The organism is Acetobacter malorum (assembly GCF_001580615.1).
GTDB lineage: Bacteria > Pseudomonadota > Alphaproteobacteria > Acetobacterales > Acetobacteraceae > Acetobacter > Acetobacter malorum.
The window spans coordinates 63302-86277 of sequence record NZ_LHZC01000053.1; the positions used below are offsets into that span (position 1 = coordinate 63302).

The following is a 22976-nucleotide window of genomic DNA, read 5'->3' on the forward strand; positions in this document are numbered from 1 at the left end:
TGGTATTTCATAACTTCTGTCTGCGCGGCCTTCGCCTCCGCTGCCTCCGTGTCGATATATATTGAAGTATCAATCGCCTAGACGATATTATATTCATGATATTGATCGGACTGCCCCGTTCGCAAGGCCTGTTGTCACGACGTTCTGCTTTTTGGAGTTTTTTATGTCAGAAGAGGGAGTGAAGCTCAGTCACAAGTTCCACACACTTGGAGCCGAGATAGAGGATACAGCCTCAGCCCGATACCATGCGAAAGACGCCCTTCTTTCCTTGCCTGGCGCGATACGCCCAACGGAAGGATCGGTTCCGGCCCTCTCCTCCGACGCTTATGAACGGGCGACGGGCAAGAAGAAGTCCATAAATCCAGACACACTGGCCGACTATCGCCGTCGTATCCTGTCGAAGCTCGAAACCTACAAGCTAAACAGGGGCATATCGATCCATACCCCGCAGGAAGATCTTGATCCTGTCGATTTTACCTTGTGGCTCATGGCGGGAAAGAAAGAGATCGTCAGTGCTACGTGGCGCGTTTATCGCTGCGCTCTGCAATATTATCTGCAGGAATGGCACCACGAAAACACTGAAAAAGCCCAGCAGATTATTATGGGTGACATTCACAATCGTCTCCATGGCCGAACTGAAGGAACCAAAACGCGCAGCCGGAGAGACGGTGTCTCGAAAACATCGGCCAAATCACCCAAGAGGCTGCCTTTCAGGGATTATGAGGCCCTCATCAACTACCTGCGTAAGAGAAGCCGCTCTTACCTGGCTGCGTATACTGCCGACTTCCTCTCCGCTTCCTTACTGACCGCCCTCCGCCCCGATGAGTGGAAGATGACTGAGGTCTGTTTCACTCAGCCCCAACATGGGCAGGGCATGATAGAAAACAGATCAGGGCGTCCGGGCAAAGTCTGGCTTCTCGTGATGAATGCGAAAGCCACCAACAATCGTGCCAATGGGATCGTGAGAACCCTTGATCTGTCATCTTTCTCTGACGCGCAGATCGATCTGATCCACCGTGTTTCGAGTAAGGGCCGGGAGCAGCAGGAAAGAGGGCTTTTCACCGATTTCAAGAAGCGTCTGGCCAATACACTTGAATATGCTGTCAAAGTGCTGTGGACAAAGAGTGCTCAGGATACGGCCAGAAAGAGCGGGAAGAACTACAGCCTCTATTGCGCCCGACATCAGGCGATAGCTAACTGGAAGGTCTCAGGCCTCACCGAAACCGAGATTTCTGCTATGGCCGGCCATGGCAATACGGAGACTGCAGAGAGCAACTACGGGCGCCGTGCGGTTGGTTGGTCTGGTGGTAAACGCTACCCGCTCCCCAAGGGAGTGCCGGAAGAGATCGCGCTGGTCGAGAAGCGCATCAGCTACTATCAGGCAATGGAGATAAGCCGGAAGAGGAAGCATTCCCCCATTGCCCCGGCTCCCGGCATTTAGATTGCCCGGTCCCCGCCTAAGCGGGGAACCCATCACTATGAACGCTTCAGGCTAGGTCCATCCCCTCTCAGAGGGGAACCTATTCGCGGACGAAGGTTCGACAACGCGAATAACCGCACTTTTTTGGCTCTCTGGACCTAATGGCAAGAACTGCCTGATTTGTCCATGCTCTCCGACCACCGGCCAATTATAAGGCTGACAATCCTTTAGATTATGATAGGATAATCAAAGGAAAAAATCGCACACCGAGCTTGAGTTGATGACACAATCATTGCCCGCCACACATCCACGGTCAAATGAGGAAGGGAAGTTAATCCCTTGCTTCTTCAGACCGCGCTTTCCCCCGTCATGCGTTCCGGAAGTCCCAGAAGATCTTCCTCTGGACGTGATTGTGCGCTTTGAGGAGATGTTGAGGCGCTGGAAGGCGATCTTCACCGGCAAGCCTCAGGATTATGAGGCCTTTTCCTTCTCATATCCGGGTGATGAGCCGGCCGACTTTGAAGACTGGTGTGAGAACGCGGCCCTTCTGCTTGGCTTGCTTGACCTTGGCAGACCCGTACTTGTCGTGTCCTCCGCGCATGTCGAGATCAAAACCCTGCCATGGGGCGCAAGCCTCCCCATCTCAAGCCAGAGAAACAATATAGGTCAGCCTATCCTTGCCCTGAACGGGGCATCTGATGACATCCCGGATATCGATATCAACGGGACTTCATCACCAGGGCCGTCCATCATACTTGGTATGGGGATGAAGGCTGACGGTTCACTGATCCCCGGAGCCTGGCCCAAATCTCTGCCGGGCAAAGAGATCTTCACTCACAATGCCGAAACGGACCCAGCATCCAATTACTGGCGAAACCCGGCTTTTAAACGCCTTGCCGGGCGGGAGTTCGATATCGGAGCACCTGAGGATCAGGAGACCAATGAATACCCGGATGTGAAGCAGATCATCCGGAGCATGACCGACAAGCATGATCGTTACGTCACTAAGATCCTTACCTCGCACAAGCACTGGCCTCTCTGGTTCTCTCCGGCCATCCCGGCTGGCCAAAGGACTGAGAAGCAGATCGAGCATGAAATGTACGAGGCGTTCGATTACGAACTGGAACACCATGATCCGTTCGTTCTCGTTTCTGAGTATGTCGAAATGTTCTATGAATACCGGATCTTCTTTGTGGCCGGGAAAGTGGTTTGCGGCGCAGGATGTATCGAGAGCTTTTCACCACCGTGGAATGACGGCGAGGCTTTTGATCTGAAGGTGGAAAAGCATCGGAATGGCTCGGAGGTCGTCAAGCGTCCGGCCCTGATCAAGCGCTATGTGGACTTCGCGCAGAAGGCTATTGATGAATTCGGACGGCATGATCCCGCTTTCCTGCACGGTGTCATCGACCTTGCTCTGATGCGCCATACGGATAACGCCAGCACTAGCGCCAGACCACGGGTCGAAATCGGTGTCATCGAAGTCAACTCGGCGCGGTCAGCCGGGCAGTATGCCCTCCGGACAGACCTCTTTGTTAAGGCGCTCGCAGAGGCGATGGATGCTGAGGTTAATGGTGCTAAGTTTCCAGGCGAAAGGTCTGTATAAACCGTGATTGAAGCAATAAAAAAACCAGCAGATTCTCTTCTGAACCTACCGTTCCGCAAAAAGGCTGCAATATCTATTACTCTTTTACCTCTTTTCGCGATATTGGCTACATCCTTAGTGAAGATCACTGATTTTTCACTGAGTAATGCAAAGATAATTGAAGCAGTTTCAGAAACACATGCCGGAGAAGAAAAAAGGATAACTTTATTCCAGGACGGCAGCTTGCCCGTCTCTATAACTAAAAGAGGTGACGTCGTAAAAATAAACTTCCCAGATTTCACTAAAGAGTCCTGCTCAAGGGTCCGTTTCGCAGTCAGTCATTTAGTGGGAAAAACCCAAGTCATTTCTTCGTCAGTCCCTGATGACGAACAATGCAAAGGAAACTCTGCATTAAGCGCTTTTTTGGAGTTTCATCCTAACTCACCCTCCTGAAAATCGCTGTTTGAAAGCAAGTTCATGTCAGAAGAAAAAGATTCCGGCCCACCGGAGAATGCAGATAAGAGCCAAGAGGTCTCCGGCATTTACATCCCCTTCCCCGTTACAGATGAACAGGCGGCGCGCATGTACGGCGCATACTGCGCGTCAGAATTGGCATCTCGGGGCGAGGCGACGGAAGCCGCGCTTCGTGTAGCAGGGATCGAGATCACCCCTCCGCCCGAAGATCTCAAGACCGTAGCCTATGTCAATGCTCAGCGTCTGCGGTGGAAGCTCTCCACAGGCTCAAGCGTATGCCTGACGTTCAGCGCCGAACCCTGGCATGGCGGCGGGTCACAGGATCTCATTGACGGCATCGTTTTCTCCAAAGACCAAGAATCTGTTGTCCGGCATCTGAACGTCTGCCTGTCCGAGCAGGAGCGCGCCATCCTTGGTCTGACAGATCAGATCGCAGAAAAGGACCGGCGCATCGCAGAGTTGGAGGGGGAGATTGATCTCGCTCGGCAAAGCCCTGCCCCACCCCTTGAGACAGAGAGCGGAGAGCATGATGGAGATGGGGCCACATCAGCCCTGTCCGATACTCTCCGCGCCGCAGCAGGCAAGGCTGCTAATGACATCCGGCACGTCCAGTTCGTTACCAATGACGAACGCGGCCCGCGCCTGGATACGATCAAGCCTTCTTACTTTCGGTTTTCAGACCACCTAATCATGAGGGAGATCTGTGAAGATCTGGTGAGGTTTTCCTACTCATTGTCCAGGACTGCCGGCATGAGCGCCGAGGATGTCGTAAGGCTCACAGTCGGGCGGGTGTTCGACGGAGCCGAGGCAAAAATGGTCGAGGCAATTACTAAGGATGAGCCACGGCAAGTGGCCGCCAGGGATTTTCTATCTGCAAAAGAGATTCGTGAGATCGAATTCCTAAATGGGCTGAAGGACATCATCAAATCTGCCGTTCTTGCTGAAATGGACCATGATCAAATAACGGCAGAGCAAATCGCCGAGAAGCTGGGTTATGATCCTGAAAGACTATCAGAAATCCTGAACCCAGATCTCCACATCTCTTCTTTCGACTTGTTCGACGTCATGGACAGGCTTTCTTTGGTATGGGTTTTTTCTTCCCGACCAATGAAGGATGCTGATCGTCCCGGCGAGATCGCACTTTCGCAAATAGCGGATGAAAACCGAGCCATTGATCCGGCGCCTCCATCCGTGAACGTCAAGCGCCCCCTACAGAGCCGGGACGAACAAATCGAACAGCTCGCCAAGGCCATCCGGAGAATGTGGAGAAGCTCGGACACCTCAGCGAAAGACCTCGCCGCACAGCACATCGCCGAGGCGGAGCAACGCGTGGTCGAAGCCATCTCCGCAAAGATCGCAACAATCCCCGCAAAGCCGATGGGCGAGCACCAGGCGCTGGCCATCGCTATGGATTTGGCCACCACTCACATTCTCGAAGCAGAGGACCGCGGCCGGGAAGAGCGGAGCCTTTACCCTCACGCGCCTTTGATAAAAAAAACAGCCAGCGGGGATGGTGCGGAATGCAATCCCCGCGTGCTGGCGGCTGCGAAAGCCATGTGCCTCGCCTGTTACGGGGAGGATCTATGGGCGCGCATCCCAAATCAGGATGAATGGATACTCCGGGCGGCACTTGCCGTATCCGCAGCCGACGATGTCGAGTGGCAGCCTATCGAGATAGCGCCTGAAGAGGAATTCTGGGCACGGAATGGGAAGATCGTTTCTCTCGTAAAAAAGCACGCTACCCCGGAAGGAGTAGTCTTGGCCGGGTGGGGTCACAAACACCCGCCTACCGAATGGAGGGATGTGCCCCCACCCCGCTTCTAAACTCTCTCCCCGGCCCTTCCTGGGAGAGAGACGTAAGGCCTCTCTCCCAGGAAGTGGCCATTCATAAAAATCGAGACAAAAATGGAGCTGATGTGACTGAGACCTACCAGAGCATTCTCGCAAAGAAGATGGATGCAAAAGACATCGCCGAGATGCAAGATATAATCAGAAAAATCAAATTAAGATCAAACTTGCTTTTGACATTAGGGCTTATCTTTCTCGGGGCGTATGTTTTTACAATACTTCCTAATAAGCACCTCGTCATGATGGTGCCAGATCCTCTCGTTCCGGTTGTCCTGTTGGGAGGCCTACTTCCGTCATCACTCGTGATTGTTGCTGGAATGAATGGTATTCGAGATCCAGATAGTCTGAGAAAAAAAAGTGATCCGGATCTGACCCGGCGCTTTCGCTCAGCAGTGGAAACAGAGATCAAAGCAAAATCTATTGAGGCCTATACGCTTTTCATCCAATACCAAGTCCGAATGTCTCGGGAGCAAATGGCTTTAGAAAACTATTGTGTCATGGTTCTTCTTGCTAAGGAGATAATCCATGAAATTGAAGAGGACGCCCCGTTCGATCTTGTGAACTCAAACAATACGCCGCCCTACCTGATCCTCGAAAATTTCATGGCACACCACCCGACGAACTAGGGGCAGACCACCCTCGCCAGAAACCTTGTCGCAGCACGCGCGATGGCTCGATACAACTGACTACGAAAGGACTAGAACATGCTTTACCACCTCCACAGGACAAACCTGTCCGGAACGATCAAAGTCATGACGACGGCAATCGCCCAAAGCAACCCGTCTTTGCTGGCTGAGCTCATTCTTGCTGGACTTCCCGCCTCAGTCCGTCGCGCGCTAGGCAGATACAGCGCGGATGAAAACAAAATGCCCCAGGTGAGTGAATTCCAACTGAGCGAAGACAAGTCGAGTAATCCTGCGCGTGGAAGGATTTCGCCGGAGGTAGAGACCTACATCCGCGCCCGGTTAGAGCCAGACCTGGGTGCTGAAGGTGACCCCACAATCCATCTGAGCGTAGAAGGCATAATTGTCGCAAGCGTATGCGACGGCGACGTTTCAGCTATTATTCTTGTGCCTGCCGGATCGAGCTATGTTGTCCTGACAAACACGGACTCCAAAAAGGATACGACCTGGCATCACCAAAGTGACCAGACGATTTCCTGCCCACTCTACTGATCCTCCTGCTCTATTTGCGTCACAACAACATGCTGAAGACAATCCCCACACGTGTGAGGAACACTCTTGCACGTGCATTCCTGATGCCTTTCGTGCCGGATCATCCCCACATGCGTCGGGAAATATGCCTCTCAGCCTGAACCGTCGTTTCATCCCCTGCACACGGGGAACAATCGCGACAGGGTGTATCTGACTGTATACGGGCGGTTAATCCCATGCCTGGGGGAAATGCTCTTTAGGGCTAAGGTGCCATTTCCCATTCCAATGACCAGACCCAAACTTTATATTTTTATTGTCATTCAAAAGGACAGATGGGTCAACCTTCGTGCGCAATCAAAAAGCGGAGACGTGAGGTCTACTGCAAACAGAGGAATGTGACTTTGGGTAAGAAAACATCCACATCAGAAGAATTGCTCGAATTCACAGTGGATCCGGCAATCATCATGCATATCATTTACAACCAGGGAGGCAATGAGGCCAAAGCGCTCCTTGAGTTGGTGATGAACGGCATAGACGCTGGCGCCACGTCCATCCGCATAGATTTCACAGAACAAGGTTTTACCTGTCAGGACAATGGAAAAGGCTTTGTCACCCGCGAAGAAATAGAACTGCACTTCCAGAGGTTCGGCACTCCCCACATAGAGGGAGATGCGCGGTATGGTCGGTATCGCCTGGGCCGAGGGCAGATCATGGCGTTCGCCAGGACAAAATGGCTCACTCAGGATTGGGTTATGGAGGTGGATATTCCTCAGACTGGCCTGCTGTTTTCACTTTCTCAGACAAAGGACAAGTTCCCAGGCTGCCATATTACAGGCCACTGGTACGCCCGCAAAGAGGAATGGGAAAGAAACGAAATCCTTCGGGAACTCAAAAAACAACTTCGCTACCTCGATATGGAAATCGAGATTAACGGCGAAAAAGTCGGCAGAGAACAGTTCCAGGAACAATGGGACCATGAAGATGATCTGGCATACTACCGGATCGCTGATCGCTCCGGGGCGATGGATATCTTCAACATGGGCGTTTTCGTCAAGCATGACCCGTCAAGATTATGGGGTGCTGGCGGTGTCATACTGAGCAAGAAGGCCATCGCACTCAACACTTCGCGGACTGAGGTCATGCGCGAGCTTTGCCCAGTCTGGACGTCCATCTCGGAAATAATGGAAGGCCTGATCGAAAAGGACGAGAAAACCCGACGTAAGAATGTCTGGACCCTCGAACGGAAAGAACGCACCCTCACCAAAATCCTGGACGGGCATCCCGATGCGTTGCGACTATTCCGGGAAGCTCCCCTGATAACTCTTGTCGGAAACTCAAAAGCAATAAGTCTCGGCCACCTTCTATTTGGGAGGAAATTCCTCCCAATGACCCATAACATTCAATACAAATACCAGAAAATCACCATATGCCCATCAAGGTCGAGCATTCCTGACGCGGAGATGATAGCGTCAATGTTCCCAGATATGGCGGTGATCCACCCAACAACATTCTCAGAAGTGTTTGACTGCCATTCGACGGGTGACTTCCTAAGGACGATAGAATCTGCACAGACGGCAGTATGGCCAGACGGTTCCCTGATAGGTGACCTCTTCCATGAAAAATCCTACGCACTGAGACTAAGAAGCGATTATGCCGTCTACCCTCGACTGTTTGACGCGGGGGATCTCGCCCCGGCAGACTTTTCGACGCTGACCCAAGCCATCGATCGAAGAACACAGATATTAAAATCGAGCGATTGCCTCAAAGGCGAAGAGATGCGCGTCTGGGGCGCTTTCAAGCAGCATATCAAAAAATTCGCCCTCGCCGTCCGGCAGATGATGAACCCGGACAACGAAGATGATGTGGAAATCTTTTTGGGGCGCTCCCAAACGGCTGAAGCATGGACAGATGGTGGAAAGAGCATCTGCCTTTCCGTGGATCTCGTTAAAAAAATGTGCTCCAACCCAGTGCAGCATGCACAAAGACTGTTTCAGATCGTTGAGCATGAGTTAGTTCATAGTCATGGGGGCGTTGACCCCAGCCTGAACGCTGAGCACGATTTCAACTTCTACAAGCGTTTTCACGACACAACCATTGCAGCGGCTTCCCTCCGCCAAACGATGATCCGTAAGGGGCTTAAGGCCTACCGTTACACCCTGAATATGCGAAGGGAGAAGTTGGCGGACGATGGATGGTACAGGCGGACGTGCAGGTATAGGACAAAGCCAAAGACCTGCGACCGGGAAGTGGCCCTGTTCTACGACATCCTGGTCATGCGTATGGCCCTGATCGGGGATTATGATCTACCTCTGAACAAAGACGCACTGCGCGCAGATGAAGATATTGTCAGTATTATTGAGCAGCGCATCAGATCTGAAACACCCTCCGCCGCAGCTCCTAAATCCGCCGATGAAGTTCTTACAGAGGCTCTCCTTATTGCAGGAGTAAAATCCGGGGAAAACGCGAAGCGATATGAGGAGCGACAAAGAGCGGAGGCTCAAGATGAAGAAAGGATGCAAGAATATTACGAGAGCCTGGGGGTAGAAGAAGACCAGAGCAACAACGGGCTGATTGAAGACTGGGGGTATGCCAGAGAAGCGTTGAGATCGGTTTTCGATAAGCTTCTGAAAAAGCGGTGCCTCTCTTGGCTCGGCCAGGAGGTTATAACTGATCCCAAGGTAATGGCATTATGTGAATCAGCCGTATCACGTTGGCATGCGGAAGATTTAGCGGAAATGCGTAATCAGTATGGGAAGAATCTGACAGCGCAGCAAATGACCGAGCGACTATCGTTCTGGGCGGAGGTAACCCCAACTGTCGATAAAATCGCGCCTACAGATGATTTGACCTTGTGGGTCTTTGACCGGGATAAATATGAGGATGATCTCGAAAATTCCCTCTGTATCTTACGTGAAGAGTTCGGGCCGATACCCCCCTCCCTCTCGGCCGTGACCCGCGAAGCGCAAAGGATTATCGAGGCAGAGGATATCCCAGGGATCATGCAGCGGTATCTGCTCAGGATGGCCTCAGAGAAAGACCCCGGCTCAGATTTCTAGTATTCAGAAGTGAGTGAAACACGCCAATATTTCGCGAGTTTCACTCTGCTTGCCTAATCCCCATGCAGGTGGGGAACAATTCCCTTTGATCCGCAAATTCGCGGAGCGTTACAGTCCATCCCCACCGGTGCGGGGAATGCCCATTCGTAACATCGCGCCATGCTGTAACAGCCGGTTAATCCCCGTTTAGGCGGGAAACTCCCTAAAGAAGCGTTCTGAGAACTTCTAGACCAGGAAATCACCACTTAGTGGGGAGCGTGTTCTTGCAACCGTCATCCTGTTAGACGAGATCCACCCAAGTTTGGGAAGGACCGGCATGCAAAAACCAACGTGAGCGCCTCGACAGAGACGCCACTGCTCATGTAAAGGCAACACGCGGAGACGGAGACGCCGACCCTGCATTATGCAAGGTCGGCAGACCCTCACCATCGTCCTCTAAGAATATCCCCGCTTAGCGTCGGGGAAGGAAAGAGGTCGAGACTGCCAGTCCACATTTTCCAGGGGGCCCATCCCCGAGCCAGCGGGGAACATCTTTCACATCCGTATATGGTGGTGATCCATCCCCTCTGTTTAAGAACAAGAGAGGAAACTAAGGGCCATCGGAGAAGGTAGATCCCCCATCTCTGAGGGAGAGCGAATGCCGCAAAAGCCAGCCCATAGAAGTTCTCTTCCGCATGCGCTGGGCGCCAGGGAGGCCAGGAAAGAACCCCGCATGAGATAGCCTTCTTAATCGTTTTCGGACGAAACGGCTCGCTTTTAATCATTATTGAGCAGAAAACATTGTTTTTTCTCAAAACGAGCTGTTTTTAACAGCCTGAAAACCCTCCAGCAGCCCCCATACTGTCAAAGAACCATCAGCACGGATATTTCGCCGGGCCTCGTGAGGCTTTAGCACGAAGAACAAATTCAGCCAACATGTTATAGTTTTATCCTTGGCAGAAATTTTCCCAATGATATTATGGAGAAAATCGTTCTAAGGGGTCGTAAACGTGAAAGAAGGTTTCCCATTGTCTTTGATATGGAAAAGTGATGACATTGGCCTTAGCAATTTGCCTGCGTGGAGCTTTGAGACCCCTCCCCTTTCAATTCATTTGATCCCAAGCCTGAATCTTGGTGGCGCTGAAAAGATTGTTCTTGATCTCACAGCGCATCGAAGTCTGGCAGGCGGCCGCATCCACGTTTTTGTTCTGGATACGCGGAATTCGGACACTCATGAATTTGTTCCTGGCACGGGCGCGCAAGTCACCGTTTTTACTCAAAAAAGCTGGAATGAACGACTGAAGGAAGTAGCCCGGCTGGCAATAGCGCAGAATGTCCCCATCTATTGCCACCTGACATCCGCCTCGAACATGCTTTTCCTTCAAAGCCTCGGGGCAAAGACTATTCCCGTGATACACAATGAAGCCAAAGGGTGGCGGACAGATTACCGCCCAGTGCTCTGCTCTCCACTTACCCCATTCATCGCTGCGTGCTCGGCCCGTGTTGCTGAAGCGGTGCAAGCGGTCGGAACAACCCGGCCGGTCCGCATCATGCGCCACCTTCCCCTCATCCATGGCATGCTGAACCGGGAGGAGGCCAGAACTGCACTGAAGATCTCCCCGCACGTGCCGGCAATAGGGATGATCGGGCGACTGGATGCTCAGAAAAACTACATCCGGGCTGTAAGCATCCTTGCAGACCTCAGGAAAGAGACGCCTGACTGCATTCTCGTTATTATAGGCCCATGGAGCTTTGGAGATGGACCAAAGTGCAAGGATGCCATCACACGAACAGCTAAGAGGCTCGGATTGGAGGTCGGTATAGACATACTCCTCCTGGGTGGCCTCCCTAACGCATCGCGGTATCTGCCGGCTTTCGACGCGTTCCTCAACACGTCATTATGGGAAGGTCTCTCCATGGCCTGTATGGAGGCTGTAGTAGCGAAGGTTCCATGCATCGCGTCCCTCGTCGGCGGGCAGAAGGAACTGGGAAAAGACGTTACGCTGATCGACATTGCAGAGCCGAACAGGACCTGGGTTAGCGCGATCAAAAAGGTGCTTCCCACCTCAGAAGAAACTGGCACCCAGAAATCCAGAAATCTTCTCGGATACATCGGTGATGGATTGGCAGTTCAATGGCCGTGGGCATCTCATTTTTCTGCCATTGATGAATGCTCGCTGCGGAAAGATAAGGTGCTCTTCGTCACTCTGGATTTGAACGTCGGGGGCGCACAAAAATCTCTCTGCAACCTTATGCGGGAACTCCCACGGACAGGAATCTCTCCGATCCTGGCCGTCAACGGCAAAATCGGCGTGCCCTCTTACCTTTCAGGCCTCGATGATATCCCGGTCGTTCACCTTGCCGGCAGTGACGACAGCGGCCTGCGAGGAAGGATCAGCCGGATATGTTCTCTCCTTGATCGCTACAAGTGCGGCTCCCTGTGCTTCTGGAACGTCGACGCTTTGACCAAGTCAATGATCGCTAACATTCTGGCGCCTTCGCCCATTCGCGTGATCGATGTCAGTCCCGGCCCCATGCTCTATTCTGAATTGTCGGAAGAGTTCACAGGGGGAGACAATGGTACCAGCCTGTCCGCGTCATACTATCTGAATTCTCTGGACGCTATCGTGAACAAATATCACGTAGAGTCACCGGTCCAGATAAAAGGCCAAACATGGTCCATTCCAAACGGCGTGTATGTGCCAGATTGTCTGCGGCCGCCAGCGAAAATACAGACCAATCCCTTCAAGATCGCTGTTTGCGGCCGTCTGTCTCCGTCAAAATATCCCGAGCTTCTCCCAGACATCGCCCGCGAGCTTCAGACATTGGCCGGAGAGGGGCAGAAAGCACCCGAAATTCATGTTTATGGCGGTTTCCACAAGCATCACCCTCATTTGGCCCGGCGCTTCATCAGTGATGTGCTGGACGGCCAGAGCGTACCGGAAAATCTGTTCTTCCACGGCCCCACAGACTTTCCTCAGTTGGCTATCTCTGATGCTGGCTGCCTTCTCATGCTATCCAAGGATCAGGGCTGCCCGAACGCCTCTCTTGAGGCTCTGTCGTTGGGCATACCGGTAGTCGCCAATGCAACGGGTGGTGTGGGCGAACAGGTTATCACTGATGTGACAGGCACTCTTTTCCCTGAGGCTCCCCCTCCGCCAAAAGACATTGCGGCCGCGCTGTATCGCATTTGCACTGACAGCGAATTCAGATCCCGGCTGTCTGAGAACGCCATTCTCCTCACCAGGCAAAAGTTCTCTATGGAGAGCATGGCAACGAACTACGCCAATCTTTTCCTTTCGCTACAAGGATTATACTGAATATCTATCCTTGTTAGCTGACAAACCTTGCTGCTACACGGTTTCGCTACGCCTTTCTTTTGCGAAGCGGAACGCAAACAGATTATCGAAACAGGACACCCTATGATCAAAAGATTCTTTGACAAAATACTCGGAAGAACAGGGAAATCTGAGGCGCTCTTGCGCGTCACATCGCTTTCACTTTTTATCCCTGAGACGATGGACTGTGGAACCATCAAGATCCAGTCCGAGCTTGTTTCCGGTACTTTCCCGGCAAAGATTTCCTTCCATCCCGCCAAAATGGCAGCAATTCTTGCTGGCCATAAAAAGCCATCGATACTTTCTGGTATTTATGAAATCCGCAGCCTTGGCGATAATCCTGTTAACACGGGGCTTTTCCTATTCCCTCTTTCTGGACCCGCGGCTGTCTCAGCCAATACAACCGACACCCAGATCATGCTTATGCCCAAAGGGAATACCGAGCTTGCTGAGTATATCTCTGCTGTTTCGATCGAAATCCCAAATGTGCAGTTTTCCAGGATTGTCGAAAGCCTGGACACAACCTCCACGATTGAGGTCGTATCTGAGCTTAAAGAGAACTGCGAGCAAGACGCGCCCATCTCTTCCGCTGACACCATGGAGCAGAAAGAGGTGCCGGGTATTGCCATGGGGGCCAAGAAACAGGGAGACGACCGCAACAGCGCCCCTCCGCGCGCCGCTGTGAGGTCTGACGATGACTACACCCCAAACTCCCTGAATGATCCTCTCAATCCTTTGAATATGCTTAGTCCTCTCAGCCCATTCAGTCCTCTGAACCCGGCTAATCAAGCTATGGCAGACGATAGCTCGGACGGGGGATCTACCTATTCAGAAGGTGGCAACAGCGATTCAGGTGGATCATGCGGTGCCGATCAGTATGGCTCAGATCCTCTTGACGCTGGCAACCAGAGCGACAGCGGCTCATGCACGGGCAGCGGAACGGACTCCTGGGCACCCTCTGGCGGGGCTTACAACTGACCTCCACCCCCCTTCCTTTTGCTGGAAGGGGGGTATCCAGCTCTCCCGCCAGGAACATCCCCGCGCAAGCAGGGAACAAATGTTGACGTTCAGAACTGGTGTCATTGAAGGAGGTTCATCCCCACACATATGGGGAACACCGGTTTTAGTCCACGCATGTCCCGGTAGCAGTTCGGCTCATCCCCACACATAATATGGGGAGCGTTGGAAGAATTGCGCTATCTCAAGGTTCATCCCCACGCACATGGGGAACAAGAAAAGCAATTAAAACCCAAGGTATGTTGGTCAGTTCATCCCCACCCAACGGGGATCTGGCTCTTCCCTAAGAATGGTTAATCCCTGCGCTGCAGGGAACAATACGAGCGAGTGAAGCCTGTCTTGTGCCCGAGCAGCTTACAAGATGTTTGCCGCCTCCGCTAATTTCCCGCAGTCCGCGCCGCTACGCCCGCATTTGGGGCAATACACGTCTGAATCGTCGCAGCTCGCAGTGGGCTGATCTGTCCCGCATTCTTGAGAAGACCCAACCCATCCGCACCCATCGCATGAGGCAAGATAGTATGGCTCCTTGATTCTGAATGTCCGGCCATCCGACAAACGATAGCGATCCATGCTTTCCTCCCACCTCGTTCTGCCCTTCTATCGCAGGGAAACACCAATTTATCCGTCTGGATGATCCCGAATCTACCGGGAACTGAAAGTCGAAATCGTGACCAGTGGACGGTTTTTCAGTTCATCTCCTCAAGTGTGGAGAACGTAGTGCAACTTCACTCCGCTTTGCTTCTCAATGCGGATCATCCCCACGCATGGGAGGTAGTCGTAGCAAGGCAGAATTCTGGTCGGCTCATCCCCGCATGTAAGGGGACCTCTAACTTTTCGTGGACGTTCACAGATCGCAAACGGCTCATTCCAACATGCATGGAAAACACTGGTTTAAATTCGATATTATCTTCAATCTATGTGGTCCATCCCCACACCCGTGGGGAACACATGAAGACATTTCCATTGCTAAGAAGATTTTGCGGTTCATCCCCATTGCGGGGAACATGGCCCGGTTTATCCCTGTAGATTATCTAACGGCGGCTCATCCCCACACACGCGGGGAATACCGTGCCACCACGTCCCACAGCGTTCCAAAATCCGGCTCATCCCCACGCACGCGGGGAACACGAAGATTAATGAGGCCATATTTTTTTCATTTATGGTTCACCCCCACGCACGCGGGGAACACATGTCAATCACCTGTGGGTGTTTCCCATGCTCCGGTTCACCCCCACGCACGCGGGGAACACTCTTCTCGGAAGCCCTTGTTCTACATTGGTTATTCGGATTTCAAAGATGCTACCGATTTGATGGTCCGCTTTTTGTCGATCAAACGGCACGCTTAGTCAACCTCGACGCAAGGCGTATCTGAGAAATACATTGTCCCAACATGGTTTATTTGTCGTTACCACTGTTTTTAATGGATTGTATGTGATACATTATCTCTACAATATGAATTAGATAAAAGTCATATTCAGGCGTTATCCTTGCCCAGATTAACGGAGCAGATAGCCTGAGTTTTTTTGGAAGGTTAGCCCTATGAACTCTGATGCTCAGTCCCAGCTTTTCGATATCCCCGGCTCAGCCCCGGCAACGCGCGAAGAGATCGAGAGCGCCTATTACAACACCGGGCACCCCCTTCTGACAGACGAAGAATACGAACGCCTTCCGCCAGCCGAAACCGTCGGGCATGCACCGCCAGAAGGTCGTAAGACCGGTACGCACAAGGTGCCTATGCTTAGCCTTGAGAAGATCCACACTCGGGAAGAACTCGGTAAATTCATCCGCACCTGCATGACTGAAATGGAGGCGTCGGACGTCCCTCACCTCGACACTGATCTCAAGCAGGATGGACTGTCCTGTTCCATCACCTTTCGTGACGGGAAATTCTCGCATGCGATCACGCGCGGCGACGGAACTACGGGTGAAGATATCAGCGCCGCCGTGATCCGCCTCCCCTCCGTTCCCAAGCAAATCCCCGTATCGGGGGAGCGCACCATCAATGGCGAAATCTCTCTGGCACGGTCTCAGTTCGACAAGGTGAACGAAGAGCAGACAGCGGCAGGTGAGAAAACGTATTCCAATCCCCGCAATGCGGCCGCAGGAATTATTCGCGATTCCGACCATGGGCGCGCGGCGAGGTCCGGCGTGGAATTTATTGCCTGGGGTGTCCCAGATACGCAGGATTGGACAGCACCCACGCACTCCGCCGTTATGCGTGATGTCGCTTCCTACGGCTTCAAGACAGTCTCCGCGTCCCTCGACCTTCCTCACGCTGAATCTGTCGAAGAAGCAGTCGAGAAGATTTTTGGCTTTTTTGAATCGGTTCTGGCCAGACGCTCCACCCTTGACCATGAAATTGACGGGCTGGTCATTAAGCTGGCGCGGGCTGTTGATCGTGATGTCTTAGGCAGCCGCTCGCGCAGCCCCAAGTGGGCCGTATCTCTGAAGCCTGATGCTGAACGCGCCACGACAACACTTCTCGACATCAAGATCCAGGTTGGCTCCACCGGCGCACTCACCCCGGTCGCTTCTCTGGCGCCCGTCACCATCGGAGGGGTGACTATCACCAGCGCCTCTCTGCACAACGAAGACAAGATCGTCGCATTTGATCTGAGAATTGGCGACACGGTCATTGTTGAGCGCGCGAACGATGTCATCCCGAAGGTGGTCGGCCGTTCAGGGGATCATCCAGCATCCGCATCGACCCCTTACCTGTTCCCTAAAACCTGCCCCGCATGCGGAGCGCCAGCCATTCGGGATGCTGATGGCAAGGAGGCCGCTCATTTCTGCAGCGCTACTCTGACGTGCAGTGGCACGCGCAAGGCCCGCTTCACCCGCCTTGTTGGTCGGGATATTTTCGACATCGACACTCTTGGTGGTGGGACAATCACTCAGATCTGCGATCTCGATATGGTCAGCGTGCCAGCCGATCTCTTCACCCTCCCCCTCCGGATCTCCGATGCCGAAGGCATTTCCGGCTGGGGGCCGGGCAAACAGAAGAACCTGGAAGCCGCGATTGAGAAGAGCCGGAATGTTCCGCTTGATCGGTTTTTCGCCAGCCTGCTTATCCGCATGGTGGGTCGCACTGCCTCAAAGCATCTTGCGAACCACTATCGCAGCATCAAGGCCTTCCTTGACGATATCGAGAATATCGCCAGCAAAAACCCTGAGACCATCGACCAGCTTAAAGCACTTCCGGAATTTGGGGACACTCTTACCGGAAACATGAGCACATGGCTTTCCACACCTGACAATGTCAGCGCCATGCACAAGCTGCTGGAGCAGATCACGGTCCAGGACTTGCCGGAGGAGGTTGAAGGCAAACTGACAGGGGAAACCGTCGTTTTCACTGGGAAGCTGGTCAGCGGTTCCCGCCCGGATCTCCGCAAAAAAGCTGAGGCTCTGGGAGCAAAAACCTCAGACAGTCTGTCAAAGGCTACGACAATCCTTGTCTGTGGAGAAAATGCCGGCAGCAAAAAAGGGCAGGTCGAAAAATATATCAAGCAAGGGGTTGCCATCCGGATCATGAGCGAGGCGGATTGGGAGGTCTTCGCCTCCTAGTTGGACTGAGGCGTTTAATCCCCGCAAAAGCGGGGAACGTCAGCCGAGCTTCGCTAAGTCTGAGAGGCATCCCCACGCCCGTGGGGAACGCTACCAGACCTCCGGCTGAGTCTACTACCCAATACGGTTCATCCCCGCACGCGTGGGAAACACCCCAAAGCTGACCTGAAGCATATCGAAGACGGCGGTTCATCCCCACGCACGTGAGGAACACGAAATGCGAGAAGACGCTAGTTAAGCGGTTGCCGGTACATCCCCACTCGCGTGGGGAACACTGACAGACCGTCGTCTTGTTCGATAAGAAAACCGGCACATCCCCACACGCGTGGGAAACACGCCATCAAAGCGAATGACAGCAAGATCCAATTCGGCACATCCCCACACGCGTGGGAAACACTTCTTTTCCTAAACCGCGTAAGCCTCAAGTCGCGGCACATCCCCACACGCGTGGGAAACACAGTGTGGCCACCGCCGCCCCTCGTTTTTCCTCCGGCACATCCCCACACGCGTGGGAAACACCTATCCCAGAGTAACGATGAATAAACTCGCCCCGGCACATCCCCACACGCGTGGGAAACACTCTTCTCGGAAGTCGTTGTTCTACAATGATTATTCAAATTTCAAAGATTCTACCAAATTTTTCTATCGTTTTTGTCCTTTAAAATTCTAGGAACGTCAACCTCTGCACACGTGGGGAACGCATCGCTATCGGATGGAAATCAAGGGCTGCGCTCGGGCAATCCCCGCACAAGCAAGGAACTCACTGAAGCCCAATGCGCTTTCCATGGAGCATCCCCGCTTGAGCGGGGCGCAGACCTCCGAATGTCCAGCCCAGACGGCTCATCCTCACATACCTGAGGAACTGCGATTTCAGAGCTTCTGCGCCCGAATCATCACCACGCACGTGGGGAACACTTTTGAAGATCTTTTGTGGACCTTTTGAACGCCGGTTCATCCCCACGCACGTGGGGAACACTAAAGTTATCGTCCAAAAAATGAGATCCAATACGGTTCATCCCCACGCACGTGGGGAACACTCTTCGCGGAAGTCTCTGTTCTACAATGATTATTCAGATTTCAAAGATTCTACCAAATTGATCTATCGTTTTTGTCCTTCAAAATTCTGGCGACGTCAACCTCCGCACACACGGGGGAGCACATCGCGAGCAGCAAACACCCTGTGGCTCCAAGATCTGTCACAGAGAGGAAGGAGTGGAATATTCTTTGTGAGCCTCCCTGCTCTTCCAGACACGGGTCTGTCTTTCAGGAGGAAGGCTTTCGTGTCCATCCAAAACGCCAGTGGATGCGTCGGAGCGTAAATTGCGCCCATCATCCGGGTTGCGAAGCTTCAACCACTTGCGCCCGTTAGAGACGACACACATCGTGCCACCACGACCGCCGCGCCCCCTCAAATTGCTGACATATACCGTATCTCCCGCATTGAGAGACGACACGAAGTCACGATCAGGGCCAATCATATGAAGCTCTTTCACCGGACCGCAATCAGACGCTTTTGCGCTCAAGGCCAAGCGTCTTGGTCACAGATTTAATGTCAGACAAAGAAAAATTGGCAGGCGGCTCACGATGATCAATCAGAATCTGCCGCAACTCTTCCCAAGCCTTGGCTCGCTCAACATGAGCCATCCAAGTAGCTTCGTTTTCCCACAGTTGATCACTGTAACCGCAGTCACAATTCTCTTCTCCGGTTTCAACACAAAACTTGGAACCGCGCGAATTGTTGGGGACCGTCACTGTGATCCACTTCGGCCCGCGCGCGATGACGCGGCCAACCTGCCCAGACTTCCGACCTTGTGAGCCAGTGGTCACAACGAAAACCTCGTCTTCTTTTTTCAGCCGGCGAAGAAATTCGGTGTTCATGTTCGACATGGTCATAATCCTTGTTACTTAATATTCCATTATAATATCACGAACAAATTGAAATTAGAATATGTTTTATCCCCTACTTCCAAAAAGCTCGGCCATTTTTTCGATATTTTCCACAGAGAGACCTTCAGGATAATGAAAATGCGCATTCACTGCGTCTCGAAAGTCGCTCCAGACCTTCCTTTTGTGAACATCTGCCTGCCAGGCGGCCTCGTTTTCCCACAATTCGCGGCGATACCCACTGTCCACCTCCCCACATCCAGTGTGAATATCGAACCGCTCTTTGTGAGCATTTTGTGAGGTTGAGATTGTCAACCATTTAGGCCCACGCGAAACCACGAAGGCGGGTTTCCCGGATTTACGCCCCTTATAATCGGCCGAGACAAGGTAAACCTCATCTCCCTTTTTAAGATCGTTCAAAAAGGATACATTCCTGGTGGTCATTAGGCTTTCCTAGAAGAGAAATAGATTTGACCTTATTATAGATGGCACAAATCGAAATGGATAGAGTCTTTCTCACAATTCCTGGATATACACAGGGCGGCCCGCAAGGAAAGGCGCTTTTATCCCCTTTATATCATGAATAAGGAGTTAAGCCGCCCGAGATCACCTTTAAAACCGCCAGACGACAATGAAATCCGGCTCTTTTTTTTATACCCCTTTTGTTAAGAGTCTGAGCGATTTCCTCGAAGGCATTCTGCATGTCCTCTAGGACCCGCCCCCTCCCCCGGTTCCCAAGACCAATGAAAAGGTGCATGGATTAGAGCTACGTGAGATAAATAACGAGGCGCTGGAAAGGATATAATTATGCACAAGCCAAGTTCACTTTCCGCCTTTCGGTCCAGACTATCGTCCGCCATAGAGGCAAAGGACTGGCAGGGCGTAAATCGCGTTCGCCTCGCCATGAAGGGACGCGTGCTCGGGATGGTGCGCAACGGATGCGAAGAGGGGGAACTGCGCGCCTTCCAGAAAACTTTTACGGAAGCTTCCGAACGGATCGGGCTTGGATATCACCTGTCTCTCGAAGACGGACCTTTGCTTTGCGCACTGAAAATCGCGGTCGCGGCGGAGGATGCCGGAATGGCCAGTGAAGCGGCCTCACTCCCGCCAGTAACGCTGCGCGCCGCCAAGGGCGAAGTTATGGGCATCCTGAGCAGTGGCGTGCGTGATTGCTCTACAACAAGCCTTGCCAGGCTTACTGGACTGACCCTCCAGACGGTAGCAAGAGCCTTGGGCGCGCTGAGGGCAGAAGGCAAAATCGTGAGTAATCGCTTAGGCCGCCACGTCTACCACCGCGAAGTCGTTATAAGTGGCGCGACCTCCCTCTCCGCTCTCTTTAAAATGGACAAGTCGCGTCCTGAAGATTGGGGTGCGCGGCAATCTTTGTCAGATCTTCTGCCCCCTACCTGCTCACGGCTCGGCCATTTTAACCTTGCCGCCCAATAAATTACATTTCTTTTATATTTAGTCTGATTGTGATTTATGCCAAAAGGTGTATAGTTTTTTCATAATTTAATATATAACCTTCAAGGATTATCATCGTGGCCGCGAAAGCTAAAAAGACATATTTTTTCGTCCAGTGGGTTTCTCCGGAAAAGCTCGGAAAGCCTTCCGGGTCCATGTTTTCTACCCCGGCCACATTTGATTCTTCTCTTGAAGATGCCGAAGAACGCTTGAAGTTCGCTGCCTCCAAGAGCCTTGTTCCTGTTGACGGGTTCATCTACGAAGTGGCTCACCGGCGCGGCCTGAAAGTGACACCCCCAGGAGAGATTGGGAAGGTGGACAACAACGTGCTCGAATCTCTCCTTTATGAAGCGACCGCACACCTTCCGCGCACAGAATTGCCTCGCTACTCGGGCGAAAAACACACCATCACATCGAAGCCTGTAGCGGGCCTCTTGCTCTATATCGACATTGAGACCCCCCAGGCCTCCGTCGAAAATGACATCTTTGTTGTGCCTGCCCGCCTAGCGATGCAGGAGCCGGATAGTGTGTTCAACGCCTATGATGCCCTTGACACTTTACTCACAGCCCTCCCGGACAGTGCGAAAATCCGGGGCGACAAGGCCTATGAGGTCTTGATCATCAACCCCGAAGTCGAGAAACGGAATACATGGAAACGTGAAGGGGATCACCAAACCCCCTTCGTTTCCCTCAAGGATATGGTTGTCAATCCGTTCAATCGCACCGCCCGTTACGAGGCTCTTGATGAGTTTGTTGCGCTGACTGGCAAAAGCTTTGACATGCCCCCCACGGGGCGCTTTCTGGCTTATCAGGAGAAGGTGGCAGCTCTCCGGAAAAACGCAGCCTAATGGATGCCCCCGCATGTGCATGAGGCCCCAGCCCTGCCACCCGTATCTGGCAGGGCGATCCTCGCTTAAAGCAACTGACGCTACCATTTCACCATAGCGAAATCGCCCCATGAAAAATCTGGATTTCCACAGATTAATTCTCAACGCCGCCTTAGGATCTTCCCGCAAAGACGCTCAGATCGACACCTGCACAGTCTTCAGCGCAGCGTTGTATGACGTCCTGAGGGCTGCACGGTTACGGCCGGAGGTATACGACGCAACTCTCTATCAGGTGACGACCTACGGCAAGGGTGGAAGCCAGACGAACACGAAAACACTGTTCGTTCACTCTGTTCTGAGAATTCGCGGGAAATACTACGACAGCCTCGGTCTTTTTAACGAAGAGATCGTGAGAGGACGGATGAAAGTGCATAAAAACGTCCAGTCGCGATTAGATTTCCAGAAGTCTGTTCGCGACTACGATGAAATGGATTATTCGGAACTGCACGCCTTTCTGAGAAAGGCCTTGCAAAAGCAATTGTCCATCGAACTTGATAGATAATCAAAGCCGCCATAAGAATAAAATTGATCGTTCGACCGGTCCACACCCATCGATTTGAAACGAGCATATTCATGCGCAAAAGCACCGCAATTTTTACGGCACTCACCCTGATTTCTTCCGGAACAGTCATGGCGTTGGCATGCATGCCTCAGAGAGACGTACTGATGACGGTGCGCATCCATCTGACAGACGCGCAAAGGGCTGCGCGCATTCATCAGATAGCCGGGGGAGACGTCTCTCCTACGCTCTCAGACTACGTCCTGATGGAACAGGATGTTGATCGTGCCCGCGCAAAATACCCCAACGTTTCTACGAATAACTTGTTGTATTCAACGAATATCTACGTCGATGAGAGCAACCGTATCCCTTGTAACCTGAACTCCTCAGGAAACAGCTCGTGTGTGGAAATTCGTGGGAAATACTATCTGTCCGGCCTCCAGTCCGAATGGTTCGTCAAAGGAAAATTCCCCATGCGCGCCACATCCTGGGAAACACGCACTTTCCTCAAAAATGAGCAGGAGAAGAAGCGGATCTCGGGCAGCACCCGCCCATCTATCTTCTGGGGAATGTCTTCCACAAATTATGCGCTAAGTGTTGACTGCTCGTCTCCGACCTGCACGGTTCGGGAATCTCTCCCCACTTCTTCCGATACCGTCGCCTACAGCTTTCCTTACGTGCCGGCCGAATGGGGTGATGACCCGAGCACGATGAAGGAGATCCGCGCGCTCCCATCTTTCGCAAAAGCCGTTGCCAAAGCGGAGAAGGGAAACGGGAAGGCCAGATTCATCAGCAAAGAAGGCAATTAAT

At 52.6% G+C, this 22976-nt stretch carries 16 protein-coding genes and 1 CRISPR repeat array; of the genes, 14 read left to right on the forward strand and 2 right to left on the reverse strand.

Annotation, left to right across the window (positions count from 1 at the left end; genetic code table 11):
* The first annotated feature begins 163 nt into the window (after positions 1-163).
* From AD930_RS10985 to ligA, 10 genes are all read left to right on the forward strand, one after another.
* Positions 164-1441 (forward strand): hypothetical protein, encoded by a 1278-nt coding sequence (locus AD930_RS10985; protein WP_156477000.1) that lies wholly within the window; start codon positions 164-166, stop codon positions 1439-1441.
* 391 nt (positions 1442-1832) lie between these two features.
* Entirely contained in the window at positions 1833-3023 is a 1191-nt protein-coding gene (locus AD930_RS10990) for an ATP-grasp domain-containing protein (protein WP_208598603.1), read from the forward strand.
* Between the two features lie 3 nt (positions 3024-3026).
* A complete protein-coding gene (locus AD930_RS17865; RefSeq protein ID WP_156477001.1) occupies positions 3027-3455 on the forward strand; it encodes a hypothetical protein in 429 nt (142 codons plus the stop codon).
* Between the two features lie 24 nt (positions 3456-3479).
* Positions 3480-5300 (forward strand): hypothetical protein, encoded by a 1821-nt coding sequence (locus AD930_RS10995; RefSeq protein WP_061506274.1) that lies wholly within the window; start codon positions 3480-3482, stop codon positions 5298-5300.
* Positions 5301-5392: 92 nt separating this feature from the next.
* Positions 5393-5950, forward strand: a complete 558-nt coding sequence (locus tag AD930_RS11000) for a hypothetical protein (RefSeq protein ID WP_061506275.1) — start codon at positions 5393-5395, stop codon at positions 5948-5950.
* Positions 5951-6028: 78 nt separating this feature from the next.
* Positions 6029-6499: a hypothetical protein gene (locus AD930_RS11005; protein ID WP_061506276.1), complete on the forward strand. Its 471-nt coding sequence runs from the start codon at positions 6029-6031 to the stop codon at positions 6497-6499.
* Between the two features lie 380 nt (positions 6500-6879).
* Entirely contained in the window at positions 6880-9534 is a 2655-nt protein-coding gene (locus AD930_RS11010; RefSeq protein WP_167375180.1) for an ATP-binding protein, read from the forward strand.
* Positions 9535-10523: 989 nt separating this feature from the next.
* Positions 10524-12833: a glycosyltransferase gene (locus tag AD930_RS11020; protein WP_156477002.1), complete on the forward strand. Its 2310-nt coding sequence runs from the start codon at positions 10524-10526 to the stop codon at positions 12831-12833.
* A 102-nt stretch (positions 12834-12935) separates the two neighbouring features.
* Complete coding sequence (locus tag AD930_RS11025; protein ID WP_061506280.1) at positions 12936-13829, forward strand: hypothetical protein; 894 nt, start codon at positions 12936-12938, stop codon at positions 13827-13829.
* Positions 13830-15407: 1578 nt separating this feature from the next.
* Positions 15408-17432, forward strand: coding sequence for an NAD-dependent DNA ligase LigA (gene ligA / locus AD930_RS11030; RefSeq protein ID WP_061506281.1), 2025 nt, complete (start codon positions 15408-15410; stop codon positions 17430-17432).
* A gap of 246 nt (positions 17433-17678) precedes the next feature.
* Positions 17679-18013: direct repeats of the CRISPR family, unit length 29 nt; unit sequence CGGCACATCCCCACACGCGTGGGAAACAC.
* A gap of 922 nt (positions 18014-18935) precedes the next feature.
* Here the strand turns inward: ligA and AD930_RS11035 are convergent.
* A complete protein-coding gene (locus tag AD930_RS11035; protein ID WP_061506282.1) occupies positions 18936-19319 on the reverse strand; it encodes a beta barrel domain-containing protein in 384 nt (127 codons plus the stop codon).
* A gap of 66 nt (positions 19320-19385) precedes the next feature.
* Positions 19386-19760: a beta barrel domain-containing protein gene (locus tag AD930_RS11040; RefSeq protein WP_061506283.1), complete on the reverse strand. Its 375-nt coding sequence runs from the start codon at positions 19758-19760 to the stop codon at positions 19386-19388.
* A 363-nt stretch (positions 19761-20123) separates the two neighbouring features.
* Here AD930_RS11040 and AD930_RS11045 point away from each other — a divergent pair, with 363 nt between their 5' ends.
* The 4 genes from AD930_RS11045 (at position 20124) to AD930_RS11060 (ending at position 22975) form a co-directional block, all read left to right on the forward strand.
* Positions 20124-20762 (forward strand): helix-turn-helix domain-containing protein, encoded by a 639-nt coding sequence (locus tag AD930_RS11045; protein WP_061506284.1) that lies wholly within the window; start codon positions 20124-20126, stop codon positions 20760-20762.
* 95 nt (positions 20763-20857) lie between these two features.
* Positions 20858-21628 carry a hypothetical protein gene (locus AD930_RS11050; RefSeq protein WP_061506285.1) on the forward strand — a complete coding sequence of 257 codons (771 nt, stop codon included), beginning with the start codon at positions 20858-20860 and terminating at the stop codon, positions 21626-21628.
* A gap of 109 nt (positions 21629-21737) precedes the next feature.
* Positions 21738-22169 (forward strand): hypothetical protein, encoded by a 432-nt coding sequence (locus AD930_RS11055; RefSeq protein ID WP_061506286.1) that lies wholly within the window; start codon positions 21738-21740, stop codon positions 22167-22169.
* Between the two features lie 164 nt (positions 22170-22333).
* Complete coding sequence (locus AD930_RS11060; protein WP_156477004.1) at positions 22334-22975, forward strand: hypothetical protein; 642 nt, start codon at positions 22334-22336, stop codon at positions 22973-22975.
* The last annotated feature ends 1 nt before the right edge of the window (position 22976 follow it).

What these genes read in the sequence shown, in the direction of transcription:
- AD930_RS11060 (WP_156477004.1), top strand. Translation starts at nt 22,334, where the DNA reads ATGACGGTGCGCATCCATCTGACAGACGCGCAAAGGGCTGCGCGCATT.
- AD930_RS11005 (WP_061506276.1), top strand. Translation starts at nt 6,029, where the DNA reads ATGCTTTACCACCTCCACAGGACAAACCTGTCCGGAACGATCAAAGTC.
- AD930_RS10995 (WP_061506274.1), top strand. Translation starts at nt 3,480, where the DNA reads ATGTCAGAAGAAAAAGATTCCGGCCCACCGGAGAATGCAGATAAGAGC.
- AD930_RS10985 (WP_156477000.1), top strand. Translation starts at nt 164, where the DNA reads ATGTCAGAAGAGGGAGTGAAGCTCAGTCACAAGTTCCACACACTTGGA.
- AD930_RS11025 (WP_061506280.1), top strand. Translation starts at nt 12,936, where the DNA reads ATGATCAAAAGATTCTTTGACAAAATACTCGGAAGAACAGGGAAATCT.
- ligA (WP_061506281.1), top strand. Translation starts at nt 15,408, where the DNA reads ATGAACTCTGATGCTCAGTCCCAGCTTTTCGATATCCCCGGCTCAGCC.
- AD930_RS11055 (WP_061506286.1), top strand. Translation starts at nt 21,738, where the DNA reads ATGAAAAATCTGGATTTCCACAGATTAATTCTCAACGCCGCCTTAGGA.
- AD930_RS11045 (WP_061506284.1), top strand. Translation starts at nt 20,124, where the DNA reads ATGCACAAGCCAAGTTCACTTTCCGCCTTTCGGTCCAGACTATCGTCC.
- AD930_RS11040 (WP_061506283.1), bottom strand. Translation starts at nt 19,760, where the DNA reads ATGACCACCAGGAATGTATCCTTTTTGAACGATCTTAAAAAGGGAGAT.
- AD930_RS11035 (WP_061506282.1), bottom strand. Translation starts at nt 19,319, where the DNA reads ATGTCGAACATGAACACCGAATTTCTTCGCCGGCTGAAAAAAGAAGAC.